The 19,677-nt window shown below is 36.6% G+C and carries 24 protein-coding genes; 8 read left to right on the forward strand and 16 right to left on the reverse strand.

Annotated features, from left to right (window positions below):
- Window positions 1-108: 108 nt before the first annotated feature.
- Window positions 109-546 (reverse strand): DUF6526 family protein, encoded by a 438-nt coding sequence (locus SFA27_RS06825; protein ID WP_047378407.1) that lies wholly within the window; start codon window positions 544-546, stop codon window positions 109-111.
- Window positions 547-816: 270 nt separating this feature from the next.
- Between SFA27_RS06825 and SFA27_RS06830 the strand changes: the two genes are divergently transcribed.
- The 4 genes from SFA27_RS06830 to SFA27_RS06845 all read left to right on the forward strand — a co-directional run bounded on the left by SFA27_RS06830 (window position 817) and on the right by SFA27_RS06845 (window position 5,453).
- Window positions 817-2,586: an aminopeptidase P family protein gene (locus SFA27_RS06830; RefSeq protein ID WP_047378406.1), complete on the forward strand. Its 1,770-nt coding sequence runs from the start codon at window positions 817-819 to the stop codon at window positions 2,584-2,586.
- A 649-nt stretch (window positions 2,587-3,235) separates the two neighbouring features.
- Entirely contained in the window at window positions 3,236-3,802 is a 567-nt protein-coding gene (locus tag SFA27_RS06835; RefSeq protein ID WP_081995550.1) for a Crp/Fnr family transcriptional regulator, read from the forward strand.
- A 53-nt stretch (window positions 3,803-3,855) separates the two neighbouring features.
- Window positions 3,856-4,878 (forward strand): saccharopine dehydrogenase, encoded by a 1,023-nt coding sequence (locus SFA27_RS06840; protein WP_047378403.1) that lies wholly within the window; start codon window positions 3,856-3,858, stop codon window positions 4,876-4,878.
- Window positions 4,875-5,453, forward strand: coding sequence for an NAD(P)H-dependent oxidoreductase (locus SFA27_RS06845; RefSeq protein WP_407297194.1), 579 nt, complete (start codon window positions 4,875-4,877; stop codon window positions 5,451-5,453). The genes SFA27_RS06840 and SFA27_RS06845 overlap by 4 nt, the downstream gene beginning before the upstream one ends.
- Window positions 5,454-5,540: 87 nt before the next feature.
- Here SFA27_RS06845 and SFA27_RS06850 read toward each other — a convergent pair whose 3' ends face one another.
- The 10 genes from SFA27_RS06850 to SFA27_RS06895 form a co-directional block, all read right to left on the reverse strand.
- A complete protein-coding gene (locus SFA27_RS06850; RefSeq protein ID WP_407297196.1) occupies window positions 5,541-6,557 on the reverse strand; it encodes a TerC/Alx family metal homeostasis membrane protein in 1,017 nt (338 codons plus the stop codon).
- Between the two features lie 7 nt (window positions 6,558-6,564).
- Entirely contained in the window at window positions 6,565-8,076 is a 1,512-nt protein-coding gene (locus tag SFA27_RS06855; RefSeq protein ID WP_407297198.1) for a helix-hairpin-helix domain-containing protein, read from the reverse strand.
- A 1-nt stretch (window position 8,077) separates the two neighbouring features.
- Window positions 8,078-9,562, reverse strand: coding sequence for a protein phosphatase 2C domain-containing protein (locus tag SFA27_RS06860; protein WP_407297200.1), 1,485 nt, complete (start codon window positions 9,560-9,562; stop codon window positions 8,078-8,080).
- 84 nt (window positions 9,563-9,646) lie between these two features.
- The gene (locus SFA27_RS06865; protein ID WP_407297202.1) at window positions 9,647-10,285 is read right to left on the reverse strand and encodes a vWA domain-containing protein; all 639 of its coding nucleotides are present in this window, start codon (window positions 10,283-10,285) and stop codon (window positions 9,647-9,649) included.
- Window positions 10,286-10,287: 2 nt separating this feature from the next.
- The gene (locus SFA27_RS06870; protein ID WP_047378398.1) at window positions 10,288-10,926 is read right to left on the reverse strand and encodes a VWA domain-containing protein; all 639 of its coding nucleotides are present in this window, start codon (window positions 10,924-10,926) and stop codon (window positions 10,288-10,290) included.
- A 27-nt stretch (window positions 10,927-10,953) separates the two neighbouring features.
- The gene (locus tag SFA27_RS06875; RefSeq protein WP_407297204.1) at window positions 10,954-11,613 is read right to left on the reverse strand and encodes a hypothetical protein; all 660 of its coding nucleotides are present in this window, start codon (window positions 11,611-11,613) and stop codon (window positions 10,954-10,956) included.
- A gap of 6 nt (window positions 11,614-11,619) precedes the next feature.
- Entirely contained in the window at window positions 11,620-12,195 is a 576-nt protein-coding gene (locus SFA27_RS06880; protein ID WP_047378396.1) for a TerD family protein, read from the reverse strand.
- Between the two features lie 274 nt (window positions 12,196-12,469).
- Window positions 12,470-13,192, reverse strand: a complete 723-nt coding sequence (locus tag SFA27_RS06885) for an FAD-binding oxidoreductase (RefSeq protein ID WP_407297206.1) — start codon at window positions 13,190-13,192, stop codon at window positions 12,470-12,472.
- A gap of 81 nt (window positions 13,193-13,273) precedes the next feature.
- Window positions 13,274-14,146: a helix-turn-helix domain-containing protein gene (locus tag SFA27_RS06890; RefSeq protein ID WP_047378394.1), complete on the reverse strand. Its 873-nt coding sequence runs from the start codon at window positions 14,144-14,146 to the stop codon at window positions 13,274-13,276.
- 176 nt (window positions 14,147-14,322) lie between these two features.
- Complete coding sequence (locus SFA27_RS06895; RefSeq protein WP_047378393.1) at window positions 14,323-14,958, reverse strand: LysE family translocator; 636 nt, start codon at window positions 14,956-14,958, stop codon at window positions 14,323-14,325.
- Window positions 14,959-15,163: 205 nt separating this feature from the next.
- Between SFA27_RS06895 and SFA27_RS06900 the strand changes: the two genes are divergently transcribed.
- The 4 genes from SFA27_RS06900 (at window position 15,164) to SFA27_RS06915 (ending at window position 17,910) form a co-directional block, all read left to right on the forward strand.
- Window positions 15,164-15,874: a hypothetical protein gene (locus tag SFA27_RS06900; protein WP_047378392.1), complete on the forward strand. Its 711-nt coding sequence runs from the start codon at window positions 15,164-15,166 to the stop codon at window positions 15,872-15,874.
- On the forward strand, window positions 15,861-16,505 hold the full coding sequence (locus tag SFA27_RS06905) for a hypothetical protein (protein ID WP_156118470.1): 645 nt from the start codon (window positions 15,861-15,863) through the stop codon (window positions 16,503-16,505). The genes SFA27_RS06900 and SFA27_RS06905 overlap by 14 nt, the downstream gene beginning before the upstream one ends.
- 74 nt (window positions 16,506-16,579) lie before the next feature.
- Entirely contained in the window at window positions 16,580-17,224 is a 645-nt protein-coding gene (locus SFA27_RS06910; protein ID WP_185097858.1) for a sensor histidine kinase, read from the forward strand.
- Between the two features lie 8 nt (window positions 17,225-17,232).
- Complete coding sequence (locus tag SFA27_RS06915) at window positions 17,233-17,910, forward strand: response regulator transcription factor (protein WP_047378388.1); 678 nt, start codon at window positions 17,233-17,235, stop codon at window positions 17,908-17,910.
- 67 nt (window positions 17,911-17,977) lie between these two features.
- Here SFA27_RS06915 and SFA27_RS06920 read toward each other — a convergent pair whose 3' ends face one another.
- The 5 genes from SFA27_RS06920 to SFA27_RS06940 form a co-directional block, all read right to left on the reverse strand.
- Window positions 17,978-18,241, reverse strand: coding sequence for a RebB family R body protein (locus tag SFA27_RS06920; protein WP_047378387.1), 264 nt, complete (start codon window positions 18,239-18,241; stop codon window positions 17,978-17,980).
- Window positions 18,242-18,325: 84 nt separating this feature from the next.
- Window positions 18,326-18,583, reverse strand: coding sequence for a RebB family R body protein (locus SFA27_RS06925; protein WP_047378386.1), 258 nt, complete (start codon window positions 18,581-18,583; stop codon window positions 18,326-18,328).
- 81 nt (window positions 18,584-18,664) lie between these two features.
- Window positions 18,665-18,922, reverse strand: coding sequence for a RebB family R body protein (locus tag SFA27_RS06930; RefSeq protein WP_047378385.1), 258 nt, complete (start codon window positions 18,920-18,922; stop codon window positions 18,665-18,667).
- 82 nt (window positions 18,923-19,004) lie between these two features.
- Window positions 19,005-19,262, reverse strand: coding sequence for a RebB family R body protein (locus SFA27_RS06935; protein ID WP_047378384.1), 258 nt, complete (start codon window positions 19,260-19,262; stop codon window positions 19,005-19,007).
- A gap of 79 nt (window positions 19,263-19,341) precedes the next feature.
- The gene (locus tag SFA27_RS06940) at window positions 19,342-19,599 is read right to left on the reverse strand and encodes a RebB family R body protein (RefSeq protein ID WP_047378383.1); all 258 of its coding nucleotides are present in this window, start codon (window positions 19,597-19,599) and stop codon (window positions 19,342-19,344) included.
- Window positions 19,600-19,677 lie beyond the last annotated feature (78 nt).

Consider the following 19,677-nt stretch of genomic DNA (forward strand, 5'->3'; position numbering starts at 1 on the left):
TGCCTTAAAAATTGTTTCTACTGCTTCACAACTTGTGAGTGTCAACAAACTTAATATCGTAATACTGTAAAAGCTCCACTTTTTCATAAGTATATATTTGTTGAGGTGTTAGATTCTGAGTCGGTCAGCCCTCCATTTTTTGATAGACCTTTTAATTTCATCTCCTGAGATGTTTTCATGAAGAGCTCTGTATAAAAGCTCCTTGAACTCTTCATCATAGGTAAATCTCAATGCAGCAATCTGATCAAATCTCAGTTTTTCAACAGTTTCATCCGATCTTTTATTGAAGATTTCAAAATACCGCTGCTGAAATTCCAGAATCACCATTCGGTTCTGAAGCCCCAGTGCATAATGCTGCCGTGTCATAAATGCCAGATAAAAAAGCAGAAAAATCACAATAGAAAACAGAATCCATGTCAGCTGATTTCCCGGATCATCCCAGATTTTATAAATTCCGAAAATCTCCAATATGATGAGCAAAGGAAGATAGATAAAATGATGGGGTGGATAAAATTTCCTGTGGTTATTGTAGTTCTGCTGTTTCATGGAGTAGATTACAGCAATAATCTTTCCAAAACTTTATTATTTTGATAATGTGGTAGTTTTTTTTAGATGAAAATGATTTATTTTATTCAATATGTTTAAAGTTTTAATGTTTTTTAAATTATAAATGCATCTGTCATTCCGAACCAGCCAATGTACATTCCTTCAAAAAGAATTCCTGCTAAAATAACAGATTATTAAGAAAAATAGCCGGAAGATTTCAGCTTCAGACTTCAAATTTTTCGTAACTTTCGGTGTTTAAAAAAGAAAAGAATGACTTCAAAGGAAAAAGTTGCTGCGCTTCGTGAAGAAATGCAGAAAAATAATGTTGATGCATTTATAGTATATTCTGCAGATCCGCATATGAGCGAATATCTTCCTGAAGAATGGCAGGAGAGAGCTTGGTTGTCAGGTTTCTTAGGTTCTGCTGGTTTTGTGGTAGTTACCAAAGACAAAGCGGGACTTTGGACAGACGGAAGATACTTTACTCAAGCCGCGATTGAGCTGGACGGTTCAGGAATTGACCTTTTCAAAGATGGTATGGAAGGAACTCCCAACTATATCGACTGGATTATTTCGGAAATCCCTTCAGGCGGTAAAGTGGCCGTAAATGCTTTAGCAGCTTCTAATGCCAACTGGGAACTGCTTTCTCAAAAATTTAATTCAAAAAATATTACACTAGTAGATTTTCCGCTTTTAAAAGAAGTCTGGAAAGAAAGAGGAACTCCATCTGCCAATCCTATTTTTGTACATCCGGTGGAAAGAGCAGGTAAATCTGTTTCTGATAAAATTGCTGCCATCCGCCAGAAAATGGAGGATCAGGAAGCCACCGTACATATCATATCAAGTCTGGATGATGTAGCATGGACAGCCAACCTGAGAGGAAGTGATGTAGAAAGTAATCCCGTATTTTTAGGATATATTGTGATCACTAAAAATGATGCGGTACTCTTCACAGGATTGGAAAAAATGGAAGTAGGAGCAAGAAAGCAAATGGATGATTCCTTTGTGAAAATGATGCCTTACGAAGAATTCTACAATTACCTGAAGACATTTAGAAATGAAAAAGTACTGGTTTCTCCCAACAGCAACCAGCAGATTTTTGAAACCTTAAAAGCAGATAACCAGTTTATCAAAGCTCCGGTTCCGGGTAACCTGATGAAAGCCCAGAAAAATGAAGCTGAGCTGGAAGGTTTCAGAAAAGTAATGGTAAGAGACGGAGTAGCTATGGTGAAATTCCTGTATTGGTTAACGCACAATGCCGGAAAAGAAGCTATGAATGAATATTCTATCGGTCAGAAACTGAGAGGATTCCGTGCAGAAGGTGAAAATTTTGTAGGAGAAAGCTTCGGTTCTATCGTTGGATACAAAGATAATGGGGCTATCATGCACTATTCTGCCAAAAAAGAAGGAAGCAAAGAAGTGACCAACGAGGAAACAATCCTGGTAGATTCAGGAGGCCAGTACCTTGAAGGAACCACAGATATTACAAGAACTTTTGCCTTGGGAACTCCTTCAGAAGAGTTTAAAAGAAACTCAACATTGGTATTACAGGGATTGATCCGTTTATCAATGGTGAAATTCCCGAAAGGAACAAAAGGAGTACATCTTGATGCTATTGCAAGACTTCCTTTATGGATGGAAGGCAAAGACTTCAACCACGGGACAGGGCACGGTGTAGGAAGTTTCATGAATGTACATGAAGGACCGCAAAACATCAGAAAAGACCTGAATCCTCAGGAACTTCTTCCGGGAATGGTATGTTCAAACGAACCTGGATATTACCTTGAAGGACATTATGGAATCCGTCATGAAAACCTGATCGCAGTAAAAGAAGCGGAAAAAACAATTCACGGAACATTCTATGAATTTGAAACATTGACATTCTGCCCGTTCTTCAAAGATACTGTAGTAAAAGAAATCCTTTCAGAAAGCGAAATCGCATGGCTGAACGGCTACCATAAAACATGTGAAGAAAAGCTTGCTCCTTATCTGGATGGGGAAGTTAAAGAATGGTTCCTGCAATTGGTAAGCCCCCTTTAATAAAAATTCAAAGGTGGAAAGTAAATGACAATCATAACTTTAAACCTTGATCTTTAAATATTAAACAAAAGAATTGTTAGATAAACCAAAGTCCTGTAAGGTATTTCCTGCAGGGCTTTTCTTTTTATACAACCGTATTTTTACGGATATAATTCTAGGGATTCTACTGATGGATAAAAACCGGGGCTGATTTATCTTTGTACCAACAAAACATCATTCATATCTTCATAAATAACTCAAGTAAATTCAAAACGGTAAATCATCTCGTCCTGAGGTGATTTTTTTTTGCTGTTAATTGAAATTTGTCAGATAAGTTCCCACGACACATGCATCCGTTTAAAAAGAGGCTTTTCAAAAGTGTCATCCTGAACACAGACTGAAGGTCTGCGAGCGTAGTTCAACAATGTAGTGAAGAATCTCATACTTCTGGTTATTTATGAGATTCTTCCTTCGTCAGAAATCGAAGATTCGACGTAATCAATGACAAAAGCCAAATTATTTCACTTTTGAGATAGTTTCCACCTTTGCTCTCTTGGAATAAAATTCTATAAAAATAAAAACTTTGCGTTGATAAAGAAGTTTGCATTCATTTTTTATCCTGATTTTATCTATTTTCGTGATTCATTAAAACCCCTTATTTTTAAGAATGATAATACAGGATTATTTTAGAAGCTTTAATCTGTTTTCAGAAGGTGAAATTGAAGAATTTTTGAAGTTTTCCGAGTTCAGATTCATCAATAAAAATGATTATTTCATACAGGAAGGAGAACTTTGCAAGGAAGTAGGATTGGTGAAATCCGGTATCTTCCGTTCCTTTTATACTTCAGATGAAGGAAAAGATATGACTTATTGCTTCAGATTTCCCAATCATATGATCGCTGCCTATTCATCATTTATTTCAGGGTGTCCGAGTAAAGAAAGCATGCAGGCCATTACCAATGCAGAGCTGATTATCCTTAAAAAAGAAGCAGTAGATGAGCTGGTAAAGAATAGCATTAACTGGACGAAATTTTTAAAGATCATTGCAGAACAGGAGTATCTTGAACTTGAAACAAGGTTTTTTCAGCTTCAGAGAGATAGCGCAGCCCAGCGGTATGAAACATTATTAAAGAATCATCCTGATTATATTCAAAACATACCATTGCAGTATCTGGCTTCTTACCTTGGAATTACACAACGTCACTTAAGCCGTATCAGAAAGGAAATTTCTTTTTAGACATTTGTCCTGCTCGTTGAAACAGGGGCGCTCTATTTTTGTCAAAAAAAATTATGGAGCAAAATATTCTGATTATTGGTGGAAATGGATTGGTAGGAAAGACAATTTCCCGAATTCTGAAATCAAGAAATCCTCATTTTACTGTTTTTATAGGGGGAAGAAAAGGTGGGAAAACAGACAAAGATCTAAAGATCGATGTCACAGATCCTTCCTCTTTTAAAGTGATCTCTGAGAAAAAAATAGATCTCATCATTCTTTCCGTGAATGATAAAGAAGATCATGTACTTCGTTTTGCTATTACTCATCATATAGATTATCTGGACATTACAAAACCTACTCCAGCTTTGGTTAAGGCCTACGATATTGCTGGAAAATCAGACGTAAACAGCAGAATAATCTTCAGTTCAGGCTGGATGGGCGGAATTGTACCGGGATTAGTCAATACCCTTTCCCATTCAGATGATATCAAGGAAGTAAAGGTTTTTGTATATTATTCTGTAAAAGACCTGGCAGGGGAAAGTTCAGCCCATTTTATGGCAGAAAACGTAGCCGTTCCTTTTGTACATTATAAGAATGACAAACCTGTTTCCATCAGACATTTTTTGGACACAGAATCTTTTAAATTCTCTTTTGGAATAGGAGAGAGAAAGGCTTATAATTTTGATGTGCCGGATCTCTATATTCTTAATAAAGTGGAACGAATTCCCGGAGTAAGTGTAAAGATGACTTATAACTCGAAATTCATTACCTGGCTGCTGGGATCCTTTCAGTATCTGAGAATATTCAATATTTTATCATTAAAAGAAAGAAAAATGATTTTTGGATCCAGTGGAAACGGAGATCAGTCTGTGTTTGAAATTGTGGTGAAAGATAAAGAAGGTCAGAAGAAACTGAGTTTAAGAAGTATGAAAGGGCAGGCAGAACTTACTGCTTTATCTGCTGTTTTACATACCGAAGAGCTGCTGAGAAATCCGCATGAAAACAATGTGTATTTCAGCCATCAGCTTCATGAACCTTTATCATTAATGACACAGCTTCATACCTATGAAACTATCAATATCAATGTCACACAATGAAAAAAATAGCGATTATCAATGGACATCCGAATAAAAATTCTTTCAACTTTGGGATTGCAGAAGCTTATAAGGCAGGAGCTGTAGAATCAGGAGCTGAAGTAAAGGAAATTGTCATCCGGGATTTAAATTTTAATCCTAATCTGCAATTTGGATATCAGAAAAGAATGGAGCTTGAACCGGATCTGATGAAAGCATGGGAAATTATTCAGTGGGCAGATCATCTGGTTTGGGTGCATCCCGTTTGGTGGGGAGGATTTCCGGCTTTGATGAAAGGATTCATAGACCGCCTTTTCTTACCAGGGCTGGCCTATAAATACCGTGAGAATTCTGTATGGTGGGATAAGCTTTTAAAAGGAAAAACAGCACATATAATCACCACATTAGACCAGCCGGGTTGGTATTACCGTTTGTTTTTTGGAAGACCCAGCGTCAATCAGCTTAGAAAGTCTATACTGGAATACTGCGGAGTAAAACCGGTTAAGATAACTTATATCGGGATCATCCGAAATTCTAAAGATGAGCAACGGGTTCAATGGCTGAGAAAAGTTAAGGAATTGGGTAGAAATTTAAAGTGAGTTCTGATTTAGCCTATTAAACTATTGAAAAAATGTTATCCCTAGTGAATACAACATTTTTTCAATAGTAGTTTTATAGCTGTCAGTTTAAGTTGCTGCTTCTTTCTGTGGAAAAAGAAGAGATATAAGAACTGAGAGAATGAGTATTCCGGCAACAACTCCCAAAGATATGGGTGATGGAATATGAACCCACGGAGATATCAGCATTTTAACTCCAATAAAGCTTAAGATAACAGCCAGCCCGTAAGGCAGTTTGCTAAACATATGAATAAAATTTGCCAGTAAGAAATATAACGATCTTAAGCCCAGAATGGCAAAAATATTAGAGGTATAGAGAATAAAAGGATCTTTTGAAATAGCAAAAATAGCAGGAATGGAATCAACAGCGAATAAAACATCAGTAAATTCAATAACAGCTACTACAATCAGGAGGGGAGTAGCCATTTTAACGCCGTTCTGAATGGTGAAAAACCTATCCTCTACATAGTTATCGGAAACTTTCCAGCATTTTTTTATAAGTTTTGCACCAGCAGTATTACTGAAGTCTTTTTCATCATCATCATCTCCTTCTCCCCACGACTTTACTCCGGCATATATCAGAAATAGACCAAACAACGTCATTACAATATTGATCTGTACTGCTTTACCGAATATCTGTATTTCAGGAAGATAAGTTAACTGTATGATTCCAATACCGGCAAATATAAATATAGCTCTGAAAATTAAAGCCCCAATAATTCCCCAGAACAATACTTTATGATGCAAATGTTTGGGTACTTTAAAAAAGCTGAAAACAAGAATAAAAACAAACAGATTATCTACAGAAAGTGCTTTCTCTATCCAGTAGGCAGCCTGAAACTGTGTGAACTTTTCAAAGGCCAGTGCATTACCTCCTTCATCCTGATTGAATATCCAGTAGATAACACCTGAAAAAATCATTGATAGTGAAATCCAGATGACTGACCATACTGTTGCTTCTTTAGTAGAAACTTTGTGGGCTTTTTTATTAAAAACACCCAGATCCAGCAACAGCATTATCATGATAAGCAAAGCAAAGCCGAAGATAAGTCCTGGATGTAAATCTATAATATTTTGTTGATCCATAATAAAATTAATTATTGGTTAAAGTAATATACATCAGTCTTCCTCCTTCCTCATCAGAAAGCATAATTTTCTTTCCGTCCTTGATTTCGACCATAGAATTAATAGGGATAGCCTTATTCTCAGAAAGATCTTTCATGGAAGACAACCCCTGATTGACTAGCATCCATTTGTTTTGGTAAAATGTAAAATAACCTACAGGTTTTTTATCTTCCGGGGTGAGACTTTCATTCCGGATTACTTTCCTGGACGCATGCCATTTAAAAAGATATTGATTATGGTATACCATCAGTCTGTGATTCTCAGGTTTCCATACATTATCTTTAAATTTATAATATAGATCAATGACGGGTAAACTTCCTTTGTGAGGAGTATCGCAAAAAGGACATTTGGGAGCAGAGGTATTGTCAAAGACATACCACTTTTCATCACAATCCGGATTGCTGCAGGGTTGTATCAGGTCCACGGTTTTCAGAAGAGCTGTTTCCCATTCATTGGCAATGGGCCTTAGAATAGGATTGTGCAAACCATCGATAAACGCTTTTTTAAAGAGTTCCGTCAGATAAGGTCCCGTAATGGTAAAAGGTGATTTCTTAGGGTCTCCCCAGAACATATTCCATTTTTTGAGATGATCTGTTTTTACACGGTTAATGGGATTTTCAGGATGTTCTATAAAAACAGCTTTTTCTCCCATAGCCAATATTTCATCCTTTTCAGCATCGAGATCCCAGATTTTTCCTCCCCTGAAAGGATGTCTCCTTAATAAATACATATAGATAAGCACAGGAAGGGCATGAAGATCTGTTTTTTGATTGGGAAGAATCCTGTTTGGATCTCCGATATTCAAATGTTTGGTTTTTAAAACTTCGGGAGCTATAAAATCTGCAGTTCCTATTACTTTGGCAGGGATAAGTCCTGGTACTACCAGACCATCAATATCTATGATGCATGCTGATTTTGTGACAGGGTCTACAAGCACATTATTATAAGAAAGGTCTGAATGAGCCAATCCCATTTGGTGCATTTTTTTTACTCCTCTGGAGATATTAATAGCGACCTGAAAATAACTCAACCAGTCTCCCAGTTCAGAACGATCCAGCGACAGTGGGTATTGTTTATTTCTAAAGGATGGTGTGGTGAACCATTTTCCGATTTTCTCTCCATTTTTGATCGTTTCATTGGCCGTATATCCTTTTTTAAAGAAGAACTTTCCATTATAGAAAGGAACAATTACTCCCCATTTTCCATCTTTCTCTACTGCATCATAAGGCCATCTGTAGATTTCATCTAAAAAATATTCAGATGAATTTCCGTTTTTGATGTTGTTATGATAGAGAGTAACAATTTTTTTGATACTTTCTTTATGATTAAAATCAATAAAATCACGAAAGAAAGCTACAACGTATCTTTTGTCTGGTGAAAAATAGACATCTTTTACACCTCCCATTTTAGGATTTCCATCATCTACGTATTCGTAACTTTTTGATGGATCAATGACTGATTTTACCTTTATAATATTCATCTCAGTAAATTATAGCGAGTGTTCTGTCATCATGATTCCCCTTGCTCCAAAAGTCCATCCAATGAAGGAGTTGGGTTTCAATATCAGAGTCTTCTTCAAAGTCAACTTTCACCAGTTCTTCATTCTCACCATCAAGATCTCTTAGAAATTCTTTCCAGTTGTCAATGTTTTCCAATTTGCTTTCTACCAGGAATTTAGGGTCATATATTCCATCTGTCATTAGGAATAATTTTGAGAAATCTTCAAAACAGTTGATACCAAAGCGTGCTCCCATATCCGGGTTTGAAAATATTTCTCCCATGGTAATAAAACGGGTGGCGCCTCCTACGTCACCTACATCAAGAAAGTTTAAAAGTTGTACTTTTTCATGCTGATCAGTCATGATATTAATAGGACAGTCACCCACTCCAAAGCTAAGTATCACATAGCCAAAATCAAATTTTTTTATCAGGGCAAAGATGATTGTAGTATTGAGATCTTTGATATGTAAAGACTCCTGACCGGCAAAATTTTTAAGCTCATGATGAAGATTTCTTACATTTTTATAAAGAATATTGATGATGGCTGATTTTTTTTGCAATCTGTGGTCTTCATCCAAATTTTCGTTTTTATCTTTATTCTCTTGCGGAATATCATCAATGATATTTTTGGGCTCTGTTTTTTCTGGTTCTTTTACTGAGTGTTCACTAAAAAAATCAATGATGTGTTCAGAAAGCTGCTGTAGCAGTTCAGTATCATCAAAGCTTTTTGTGATATATTCTGTTGCTATTTTTGAACCCATTCGTGCATATTGAGCAGATCCGGCTCCATCAGCTACAGCAACAACAGTCCAGTTGTTAGGTAATTCAAGTAGATTAAAATCATCATCTCTGAATGTCCCTGCATGGGCATGCGAACGACCTCTTTTTGAAGCAATCACAATTTTTTTATCCAGAAATTTTGCAGACAGAGTAGCGGTATCAGATTTGGCAAATCTACTGCCTTTATCACTGGGTTTATCTATCCAAAGATCTTTTGGGTCTGCATTGACTACAAATGGGATGATTTTAATGTCATCCGTTTCATTTTTATCATTTCTGTTATAAAATACAATTTGAATATCAATAGTATTAGCCATCATGGGAATTCCTGTAATGCAAGATTTTTCATGATCAAACTGCAGTCCTACAATATCCAGATTTTTAATTTCACGGATAACTATATTCGGAAACTCATCTGTATTGAATGAATATTGATATTCTTTTTTTGCATTGGCATTGGGAATAGCAATATATTTTTCTTTAAACTCCTCTTTATCTCTGTACATATTGAAAATTTCTAAAACCTGTTTTTTTATTGAATGCATTGATTTTTCAAGGTCACTTACTTTTGCATTTTGTATGAGTTTGGAGATCGTGGTTTCTACAATCTTATTTTCTTCAATCTCAAAATCTTTTAGAATGTCTTTTAAAAATGTTTCCATATTATTCTCATGTTCTGTTTCCATAAAATCCATCTTTTGAAATTCAATCCCGGATTTTTTCTGTTTTTTTCAATGATGCTGAAATGTCAGTCAGACAATCGTTATATTTTATACAATAATATTGAGCTCTGCTGGTGATGGAGGCAATATTATTGTTTCTCCGGTTCCCTGAGATCTCCCACCCATTTCAATGGAAGTGCTTACCCACTTAAAGAAAGTAGCCAGTGTACTGGCATCCGTAGATTCAAGTTTAACAACATGACAGGTAAGTTCCTGCAAAAAACTTATTTCTGCTTCAGGACCGGCAGCACAACCTACAATAACTCCGAAATCAAGCTTTTTAACATTGGGAATTATTTCTCTGTACTTTTGAATATCAGATGGTTTCCCATCCGTGAAAACAAAGAGTAAAGGCTTCCAGTCCCCTTTACGGATCAGGGAGCCTTTTACTATTTCTTTACTGACAAGATCGCACATCATGGCAAGGGCTGCCCCTGTATGCGTGGGGCCGCTGTCCGGACATGTTATTTCTACAGGCTGATAACTTGCAAGATCAATAAGAGGCACAATATTGTTCACTTCACGATTGTAAGTGATAACACTTATATGAAGAGATTCCATTGCTTGCGGATCTGACCGAAGCATACTGATAAGCCCGTTGAAGCCATTATTAAGTGCCTGTATCGGTTCTCCTCTCATTGAGCCGGAAGTATCCAACAGGAAGTAAGCCAATAATCTTCTGTTCATATCTAAGCCACAATTACCAGTTCAGATGGTGGTGGAGGCAGCTGATCTATTCCTGCCAGTTCTACTCCTGTTGTTTCCACTTTGGTTGAAGTGGTTGAAATAGATGCTGTTACCCACTTAAAGAATTTTGAAATACTTTCAGAATCTGCATTATCTAATCTTACTGTAGCTTCGGTAATCTGTTTTAACACAGCATCATCTGCTCCCTGTCCGGCAGCACATCCTACAATCAGCCCTTTATTGACGGATTTTAGTTTCTGATACCCGGATTGCCAGTTATCAGTAGGTACACCATCAGTCATGATAAAAGTTAAGGGTTTCCAGTCTCCTTTTTGTTCTGATGTTGTTTTAATAATTTCTGAGTGCATTTTATCTGCTAAAAGGCTTAAGGCAGCTCCTAATGATGTTGTTCCAGAAGCTTTTAAGTCAAGCATTTGAAAAGAGGCAAGATCAGTTAAAGGAATAAGTTGATTGGCCTGACTGTCGAAAGTAATGATACTTACATAAGCTGTTTCTATGGCCTGAGGATTCTGACGGAGTGAATGAAGCATCATCTGAACTCCGTTTTTAACAGCTTCAATGGGCTCACCGGTCATTGAGCCTGATGTATCCAGAAGTAAATATACGGGAAGTCTTCTCATAATAGTTTTTTTATTTTTTTTTGATTATTATTTAGATCCAGGAGCCCATTTCATTCCCCAACGGTATGTTTTATCGCAGTCTGCATGAGAATTATGAAAGGTTACCAGTTTTTTTACCTGCATAGAATGGGGAGAAAAAAGGATTTCCGCAATAGCACAAAATTTTCTTGAGTCATTTTGTTTACCCATTTCAACCTCTATATCAGGATTTCCTGAAACTTTTATATTGATGATCCCATTCGTTTCATTCCATCTGGCAACACCATCATAAATAAAACAATAGATCACAATTCTTTTCAGGCTATTAATACCAATAGGGTTTACAAGTATATTTTCGCCTGATCCGGCATTAGCACCACGGTCATCTCCGGTATGCCAGATAAAAGGCAGATCACTATATCTTCCCTGCCTGGTAAGCTTATCTTTTGAACCTCCTTTGCCATTGGCAAACTGTAATCCATCAATACAATCTTTCTGTCCATTGTTTAGTTCATAAAAGCATCCCAAATCCAGATCAATGCTGTTGTTTCCTCCTAATAGACTTGAGAAAAAACCTTTTTTTTGCTGAGGTTGAGACCAGTTGAGATTAATAATGATTTCCTTTTGAGAAATTTCAGGTTTGGTAAGATCAATAGAATGGGTATCCCCTTTTTTTTCAATTGTAATTTTTTGTAGATTAATAGACATGGTTTTTTATTTTATAATGTTTCCTTTATAGTATTTTGATAGAAAAAAGGCAAGGTCTTCTCTGTATCCGATACCGGAAGCTTCAAATTTCCACTGCTCATTCTTTTTGTAAAGACGGCCGAATTCGATAGCGGTCTCAATAGAAAAGTCTTCACCCAGTTCATATTTGGCTATTTCCTGTCCGGTAGAATTGTCTACAATCCTGATGTATGAGTTGCGTACCTGCCCGTAGTTCTGTTTTCTTATATCAGCTTCATGAATCGTTACAACAAATAATATCTCAGTAATACGAGGATCAATTTTTGAAAGATTAACTATTATAGATTCATCATCATCACCATCACTTGATTTTCCATCCGGATCATCACCTGTATGTACTAATGCTCCGTCCGGAGACTCTGTATTTCCGTAAAAAATGAAAAAAGGGTCTGAAGGAATAAGTCTCTCTTCATTGATCATAAAAGCAGAAGCATCTAAATCAAATTCATAACCGGTTCCTTCATTAGGATCCCAGCCCAGGCCAATGGTCATATTATTTAATCCGATAGTAATTTTTTGACCTTTTTGTAAATTAATTGCCATACAATCTGTTTAAGTTATTTTTGTATATTCGAAGTTTTGTCTTTTTTAGAAAGATTTTAAACTTTCTGATGTGGTAAAAGTAAATACATCATATTGACAATCCTTACGGAAAACCGTAATGATATCATAGACAGGGAAATTCAGAATATATACCAGTACTCACTTTACATGATAGGGGTTATATAAGAAAAGCACAATAGTGTATACTATCGTGCTTTATTTCATAATATTAATCTATAAGAAGGCTTAAAAGTATAGAATTTTATAAATGTTTTTACAATCCCTTTTTCCCTTCAATCCAGTATGCCTGTGATTTTATACATTTGGGAGAAACACCTCTGGCTTTAAGAAATTTCCTGATCAGAGACATTCTTCCTCCGTTTCCGGTGAGGTAGAAAACAGCATCATCATTGTAGATAGTTTCTTTTTCTTCCCTCAAAAAGTCATTCAATGCTTCAATCATTCTCATGGTATTGTTTTTAGGGCTGTGATAGCCATACAAATTCAGTTTTTCAAGAGCAGAGTATTCTTCCAGCTCATGAAGACAGATGAATAAAGAACCATTTTCCTCCACGGCTTTTTTGATCGAAAGAGAACTTCCCAGTGAAGTTTCGTCACCTACAGAAAAATGAATTTTTGCATTGGGAGCAAAGAATTGTTTTCCTCTTGGCATTAAAAGTTTTATGGAATCTCCGGCAGAAAGCTGGGTTACAAAATGGCTTCCTGCAGCAGATGAATCATGCAGGTGAAATAAAACATCAAAAGTCCCTGCTTCCTGGTTGAAGTTGAAGGGAGAATAATTCCGGAAATCGCGGCTGTTGATTCTTATCCCAATTGCATATGCAGGTTCGTAAGAAACATCCTGTAAATCTGTTTGAAAACGTATAAGACGAAGGTCATTCGTGATTTTTTCTATATGGATAACCGTACAGTCTTTAAATTTTGAGGACCAGACATTTTCTACAGTGTCATTGATCCATTTTGGTAAGCTCGGCATAAATCATTTTTATTGCAAAGGACGTTGCAAAATCAGAAAATACCGATAGCTGTTTCGGGGGAATAATTGGACTATTCGTGGTTAGTGTTTGTTTTTATGCAGGTCCCGGAATTCCGATGGCGATTGGTCTTCCAGCTTAGAGAATAATCGGCTGAAATAAGTGTGGTCACTATATCCCAATTCATAAGCGATTTCTTTTACACTTAGGTTGGTAAAGACCAGTAATCTTTTAGCTTCAATTAAAATTTCCTGATGAATCCAGTGTTGTGCAGGCTTCCCGGTTACTTCTCGGACTGCCTCCGTTAAATATCCTCTTGTAATATTTAAAATCTCTGCATATTCAGATGGACTTTTCGAGGTTTTATATTTCTTCCGAACCAAAGTTTTGAATATTCTTGACAGTTGTAAAGCCCGGTTTTCGCTGGAAGCAGGAGATACATTCTTTTGGGAATAGATCATGACAAACATTCCCAGAAATGCATTAAGCAGTGATTGTACAACAAGCGACCCTTCTTTGGTGGAAAGCATCTCATTCGTATAAGAGGCATGAAGCATGCTGGCTGTTGTATTTATTTTTTTGACGAGACTTTTATCCAGAGACAATGGTTGTATTTCCCCCAGAGATTCATCAAAAAAAGAACGTACCATATCGGGGACAAGTTCTGCTTTAACAGCTACAAACCATCCGCAAACGTCTTTCATTAAAAGGCCCTGATGTACCTGTCCTGGCAATACACAGAAAAGAGTGGAATCTTTTGCTTCAATTGTTTTAAAATCTACCATCATTCTTACATGACCGCTTTCCATGCACGTGAAAATGTAATGACTGTCTCGGTGTATTCCTTTGTCCAAAAGAATATCTTCAGCATCCTGAGTACGCTTATCCATTCTTTTGACATGGAATCTGTGGTGGGAAATACCGTTTAAATCATAAGTCGGAATGGTCTGTTTCATCTGTAAACCTGTTGTGATGAGGATAAATACGTAACCGTAAAATTACGTATTTTCACGGTTTTACATCTGGAATATTAATCTCAAATTCGCGGTGAATAATGATAATGTTTTCTTTAGATCAGATTTTATATGAATATACCCCGGAATTCGGAACAGAAAGAAAACTGTTCCGGATTTTATTTTGCTTTTGAAAAAGCCATTTTTATAGCCAGATAAGTCAATACACTGGCCATAAACCATTTCTGAACCTTGATCCAGACCGGATTATTGGAAAAGAACAGGGCAACTCTCGCCGCTGTTAATACAATGATAAAGTTAATGCTGAAGCTGATCAGAACCTGAATAACGCCAAGTTCAAGACTCTGCGTGAAGACGGAACCATACTCAGGTTTGATGAACTGAGGAAAGAAAGACAGATAAAAGACGGCCACTTTCGGATTTAATACATTCGTTAAAAAGCCAATGGTAAAGAGCTTTTTAGGACTGTCATGAGCAGCATTCCTGTCAACATCAAAAATATTTCTGCTCTTTGGTTTTATTGCCTGATAGGCCAGATATAAGAGATAGACAGTTCCCATGGCTTTAAGAACGGTATAAGCCAATGGAACGGCTAGTAAAACAGCGGTCAGGCCAAAAGATACCATGATAATGTGGAATAAAAATCCACACACCACTCCAGCCAGGGAAATAAACCCGGACTTTTTCCCCTGTGTTATAGATTTTGAAATCAGGTAAATCATATTAGGACCGGGACTGATAACTAAGATGAGTGCGGCCAGGATGAAAAAAATAAGTTCGTGAAATGGAATCATTGGTAGTTGTTATTTAAATGCGAATATTTCCGGTACAAAGATACATACTGTAGCTAATCTGATATGATAAAAAATTGAAGAAATAGTAATTTTCACTCAATTCAATTTTATTTTCCACTTGAATGTGATTTAAAATAAATACCAGTCTGTTTTTTTTGTAAATTTCAACACATAAAATAATTATCATTCACAAATAAATATTATCATGACTACTGAAAACATCTTTGAAGCCATCAGAAAATGGAAAAATCTTATTGATTCTTATAAAAATGGAATTAGCATAAATGGGGCAGAAATTTTGATATTTTTAAATCAGGGAACTCATTTCAGTGTTTCGGGGGAAGAAATAGAACAATGGAAAAGAAACCTTGGAACGGAAGAACTGAAAAGTATTCATGCATATGTAGGTATTCATGAGGAACAATTGAAATTTTTCCTGATTGATTCTAAAAGTGATAAGGATGCTGATTTTAGTAACATCATTATTAAAGAATTTTCAAGCAAATTTACTGAGGAGAAGATGGAGAGCAGCAATGACGAAGAAGTGATCCCGCCTCCAATCACAGCTGAATCGGCCATTAACCGAAATTTCAGATGGAATATGTTCGGTACTTCATGGATACAGGCTCAGAAAACAGAAGATATTTTTCAGCTGATTTCCATTCCGTTTTCAGATTATGATAAAATGGGAATTACAGGAGGGCAAACCTGTACCAGTTTTTTTGGACTTACTGATGATCTGGAGAAAAAAGATCCGGATTTTCCTTATCATATCGAAATTATTACCGTGAAAAGCCTTGCGATTAATCATATGAGTGAGACCGCAGAAAATTATTCTACTCCAAGACCTCCTTTTACCGTTGATACTCTTAATGATTATCAACTTTTGAAGCAGAGCACCAGTGTTTTCGTATAACAGTTTATCCCTGTATTTACAAATTATTATTAACCTGGTCTTGTGTACCGGGCTGATTGTATTGGTAAAAGATGGGATAAAAACAAAACTTCCTGTGATTGTGCTTCTTTCAGGAGAGTTTATGCTGGAGCTGACGGACTTAACGGACCGGCTGATGAAATTAAATACACTCAATACCTACAATTATATACTGAGCCAGTTTTTTGGTTTGATGATCCTTACCGTCATCTATAGCAATTATTATATCCAGCTTTCCCGTGAGTTAAAATGGACGATCTATGGATATGCAATATTGGCACTGATGACTAATGTGTTGTATGTGCAAAATGATACACAGGCTACTTTTTATTCCAATATTATTACCAGTATTATTATTTGTAGCTATGCAGCCTCTTATTTTATGAAGATTATCAGGGAAGGTAGGGCAGATAGGGATATGTTTATTGTGAACATCATTGTTTTCCTGTTTTTTTCTGTTGAATGTATCATATCCACTACCTTTAATTTTTTAATCAGCAATCATCTGAGCTGGGTAGCTCCTGTCTGGCTTTTTAGAGGCATTTTGCTATTGTCTTTTTATATTGCTTTTATTAATCTGGGATGTGGCGTTGGGAAAATCAGGATCAGATAGTTCTATGGATATGGATCGGTATTGGACTATTTTTTTTAACAACGTTATTCATTACGTTATTGGTCATTAATTATTTGAAAAGTATAAAGAAAAATAAACAGAAAGTCTCTCAGCTGGTCCGGAATACCCAAAAAGAATATTGGGAGAATACATTGCTTTTACAGGAGCAGGACAGGGAACGTCTGGCAGAAGAACTTCATGATAATATTATCTCACAGTTGAATCTCATCCGTTTAAACCTTACGGATAAAAATCCCGAAGAGCTTAATCGCGATCTGAAAAAATCCATGCAGTTGATAAGGGAATTATCCCATAATCTTACACCGCCGGACCTCGATGAGGTTGAACTGGCAGATTTGATTGCAGATTATCTTGCACAGGTTAATAAAAATATAGAGGTTATTTTCCGTCATATTACGATAAGAACCCCGATCAGCAGCCCGGTAAAACTGAACCTTTTCAGAATTGTTCAGGAACTGGTCACCAATATTTTGAAACATGCTGAAGCCACCAGAGTAGATGTGTCGCTGAGAATCTCTCTGAACTATCTGATGCTAACGATAGAAGATAACGGACGGGGTTTTATCGTAGAAACGCACTCTGGAGGCATTGGGTTTAGGAATATTCAGTCAAGAGCACAAAAAATTAAAGCCATTTATAAACTTAAAACACAGCCTGAAAAAGGCACAAAATTCATAGCCTGTATGGCAATACAATAAAAATAAACATGGAACATACGAAAATTAAAATCGGAATTGTAGATGACGACCTGCTGTTTGTACAGCTTTTGAAAAATTATATTGATAATAATGGAGACTATCAGGTTACATTGACCTCTACAGGCGGTTATCAGTTTCTTACTGAGGATTCCGGATCTTTAGACATTCTTATTCTGGATCTGAGAATGACAAATGGTGATGGTCTTGAAGTAATGTCTGAACTGGCTAAAAGAGAAACTGAAACAAAAATTATTGTTCTTTCCAGTTTTTATCGCCGTTCGTTCATGGGGCAGATGCTGAAAATGGGAGCCCATGCTTTTTTGCCCAAAGAAATTGAATTAGAAGAATTATTAGCCATTATCAAAACCGTTCACCACACAGGACATTATTTTTCCAATGATCAGATTGATGTCATGAGAAGCCAGCTTTCCAATAAACTTCCGGAGTTTCATGCCTTTTCTAAGAATGAGCTTACCGACAGAGAAGTTGATGTGCTGCGATTGGTCTGCCAGCAGATGAGTACTAAGGAAATTGCAGATTCTCTTTTTATTTCTCCCAAAACGGTAGAAACCCATAAAACCAACCTGATGATTAAAACAGGAGTGAAAAATATGGCAGGACTTGTGATTTACGCAGTGCAAAATCAGGTTATAGACCCAAACGAAATCGTATTATTTGATAAATAATTTTATCTAAAAAAGAATCAGGGAGCACATAACTGTACTCCCTGATAACAAGAAATCTAAAAATACACTATAATTTAGGATTCAATACTTTAGCAATAGAAACCGCATCTGCTACAGTGTCCAGGCTATAGATCTGCAGAATACCCTGAGTGGTAGCTGCCTGACCTAAAATGTTCTGTTGATTTTGTGCATTCACTGCATTTTCAAACATGATTCCTGTAGAATGTGCAGCGGACTGATATACGTTACTTAAAGCCATTGCAGGAGATTCTGCTACTACTTTTACGTTCGATTGTGTTACTGCGTCTGTGATTTGTTCGTTTACTGGCATAATGATTATTGTTTATTTGGGTTAAAAAACAACCGGCTTTTCCGGTTGCTCGGATAATGGTATTTAAGCTTTTCGCAAGGTGAATTACGGAGTAAGGATTTTAGCCATAGAAACAGCGTCCGCAATGGTATCCAGACTGTAGATCTGTGCGATACCCTGTGTAGTAGCTGCCTGAGTGACAACGTTCTGTTGGTTTTGTGCGCTCACCGCATTTTCAAACATAATTCCTGTGGAATGAGCTGCAGTCTGGTATACGTTGCTTAAAGCTACTGCAGGAGATTCTGCTACTACCTTTACGTTCGACTGTGTTACTGCGTCTGTGATTTGTTCGTTAACTGGCATAATGATTATTGTTTATTTTGATTAAAAACAACCGGATTTTCCGGTTGTTCGGAAGGAATTTAAGCTGTTCGCAAAAATGAATTACGGATTAAGAATTTTAGCCATAGAAACAGCATCAGCAATGGTATCCAGACTGTAGATCTGAGTGATACCCTGTGTAGTAGCTGCCTGAGAGACAATATTCTGTTGGTTTTGTGTATTCACTGCATTTTCAAACATGATTCCTGTAGAATGTGCAGCAGATTGATACACGTTAGCTAAAGCCATTGCAGGAGATTCTGCTACTACTTTTACGTTCGATTGTGTTACTGCGTCTGTGATTTTTTCGTTTACTGGCATAATGATTATTGTTTATTTTGGTTAAAATAACCGGGTATTCCGGTCCTGAAAATGGTTATATTCTGCGATTTGCAAGAATGGATTAAGGTTTAAGAATTTTAGCAATTGAGATAGCATCTGCAATAGTATCTTTACTGTAGATTTGAGAGATACCCTGTGTAGTAGCGGCCTGCGTTACAATATTGTGCTGATTTTGGTTTGTCATCGCATTTTCAAACATGATTCCCGTAGAATGTGCTGCGGTCTGGTATACGTTACTTAAAGCCATTGCAGGAGATTCTGCTACTACCTTTACGTTCGACTGCGTTACTGCATCTGTGATTTGTTCGTTAACTGGCATAATGATTATTGTTTATTAGGTTAAAAAACGACCGGATTTTCCGGCTGAGATAATGACTTTTTCTCAAAAAGTTTAAAAATTACGGCTTAAGAATCTTAGCGATAGAAACCGCATCTGCTACCGTATCCAGGCTGTAGATCTGCAGAATACCCTGAGTGGTGGCTGCCTGGCCTAAAATGTTTTGTTGGTTTTGTGCATTTACAGCATTTTCAAACATAATTCCTGTAGAATGTGCTGCTGACTGATACACATTGGCTAAAGCCATTGCAGGAGATTCTCCTACTACTTTCACGTTCGATTGCGTTACTGCGTCTGTGATTTGTTCATTAACTGGCATAATTGTAATTGTTTTTTTGAGATCTGATCTCGGTTAATAATTATTGAGGTAAACTAGTTTTCTGTTTTATTTTAAACT

The organism is Chryseobacterium sp. HR92, from assembly GCF_045689405.1.
In the GTDB taxonomy this organism is placed as follows: domain Bacteria; phylum Bacteroidota; class Bacteroidia; order Flavobacteriales; family Weeksellaceae; genus Chryseobacterium; species Chryseobacterium viscerum_A.

Coding starts and splice junctions, on each gene's coding strand:
- SFA27_RS06865 (WP_407297202.1), bottom strand. CDS start 10,285: ATGAACAGAAGATTATTGGCTTACTTCCTGTTGGATACTTCCGGCTCA.
- SFA27_RS06870 (WP_047378398.1), bottom strand. CDS start 10,926: ATGAGAAGACTTCCCGTATATTTACTTCTGGATACATCAGGCTCAATG.
- SFA27_RS06890 (WP_047378394.1), bottom strand. CDS start 14,146: ATGAAACAGACCATTCCGACTTATGATTTAAACGGTATTTCCCACCAC.
- SFA27_RS06915 (WP_047378388.1), top strand. CDS start 17,233: ATGGAACATACGAAAATTAAAATCGGAATTGTAGATGACGACCTGCTG.
- SFA27_RS06925 (WP_047378386.1), bottom strand. CDS start 18,583: ATGCCAGTTAACGAACAAATCACAGACGCAGTAACACAGTCGAACGTA.
- SFA27_RS06855 (WP_407297198.1), bottom strand. CDS start 8,076: ATGAATATTATAAAGGTAAAATCAGTCATTGATCCATCAAAAAGTTAC.
- SFA27_RS06885 (WP_407297206.1), bottom strand. CDS start 13,192: ATGCCGAGCTTACCAAAATGGATCAATGACACTGTAGAAAATGTCTGG.
- SFA27_RS06850 (WP_407297196.1), bottom strand. CDS start 6,557: ATGGATCAACAAAATATTATAGATTTACATCCAGGACTTATCTTCGGC.
- SFA27_RS06895 (WP_047378393.1), bottom strand. CDS start 14,958: ATGATTCCATTTCACGAACTTATTTTTTTCATCCTGGCCGCACTCATC.
- SFA27_RS06860 (WP_407297200.1), bottom strand. CDS start 9,562: ATGGAAACAGAACATGAGAATAATATGGAAACATTTTTAAAAGACATT.
- SFA27_RS06930 (WP_047378385.1), bottom strand. CDS start 18,922: ATGCCAGTAAACGAAAAAATCACAGACGCAGTAACACAATCGAACGTA.
- SFA27_RS06845 (WP_407297194.1), top strand. CDS start 4,875: ATGAAAAAAATAGCGATTATCAATGGACATCCGAATAAAAATTCTTTC.
- SFA27_RS06875 (WP_407297204.1), bottom strand. CDS start 11,613: ATGTCTATTAATCTACAAAAAATTACAATTGAAAAAAAAGGGGATACC.
- SFA27_RS06900 (WP_047378392.1), top strand. CDS start 15,164: ATGACTACTGAAAACATCTTTGAAGCCATCAGAAAATGGAAAAATCTT.
- SFA27_RS06940 (WP_047378383.1), bottom strand. CDS start 19,599: ATGCCAGTTAATGAACAAATCACAGACGCAGTAACGCAATCGAACGTG.
- SFA27_RS06825 (WP_047378407.1), bottom strand. CDS start 546: ATGAAACAGCAGAACTACAATAACCACAGGAAATTTTATCCACCCCAT.
- SFA27_RS06920 (WP_047378387.1), bottom strand. CDS start 18,241: ATGCCAGTAAACGAACAAATCACAGACGCAGTAACACAATCGAACGTA.
- SFA27_RS06935 (WP_047378384.1), bottom strand. CDS start 19,262: ATGCCAGTTAACGAACAAATCACAGATGCAGTAACGCAGTCGAACGTA.
- SFA27_RS06880 (WP_047378396.1), bottom strand. CDS start 12,195: ATGGCAATTAATTTACAAAAAGGTCAAAAAATTACTATCGGATTAAAT.
- SFA27_RS06840 (WP_047378403.1), top strand. CDS start 3,856: ATGGAGCAAAATATTCTGATTATTGGTGGAAATGGATTGGTAGGAAAG.
- SFA27_RS06830 (WP_047378406.1), top strand. CDS start 817: ATGACTTCAAAGGAAAAAGTTGCTGCGCTTCGTGAAGAAATGCAGAAA.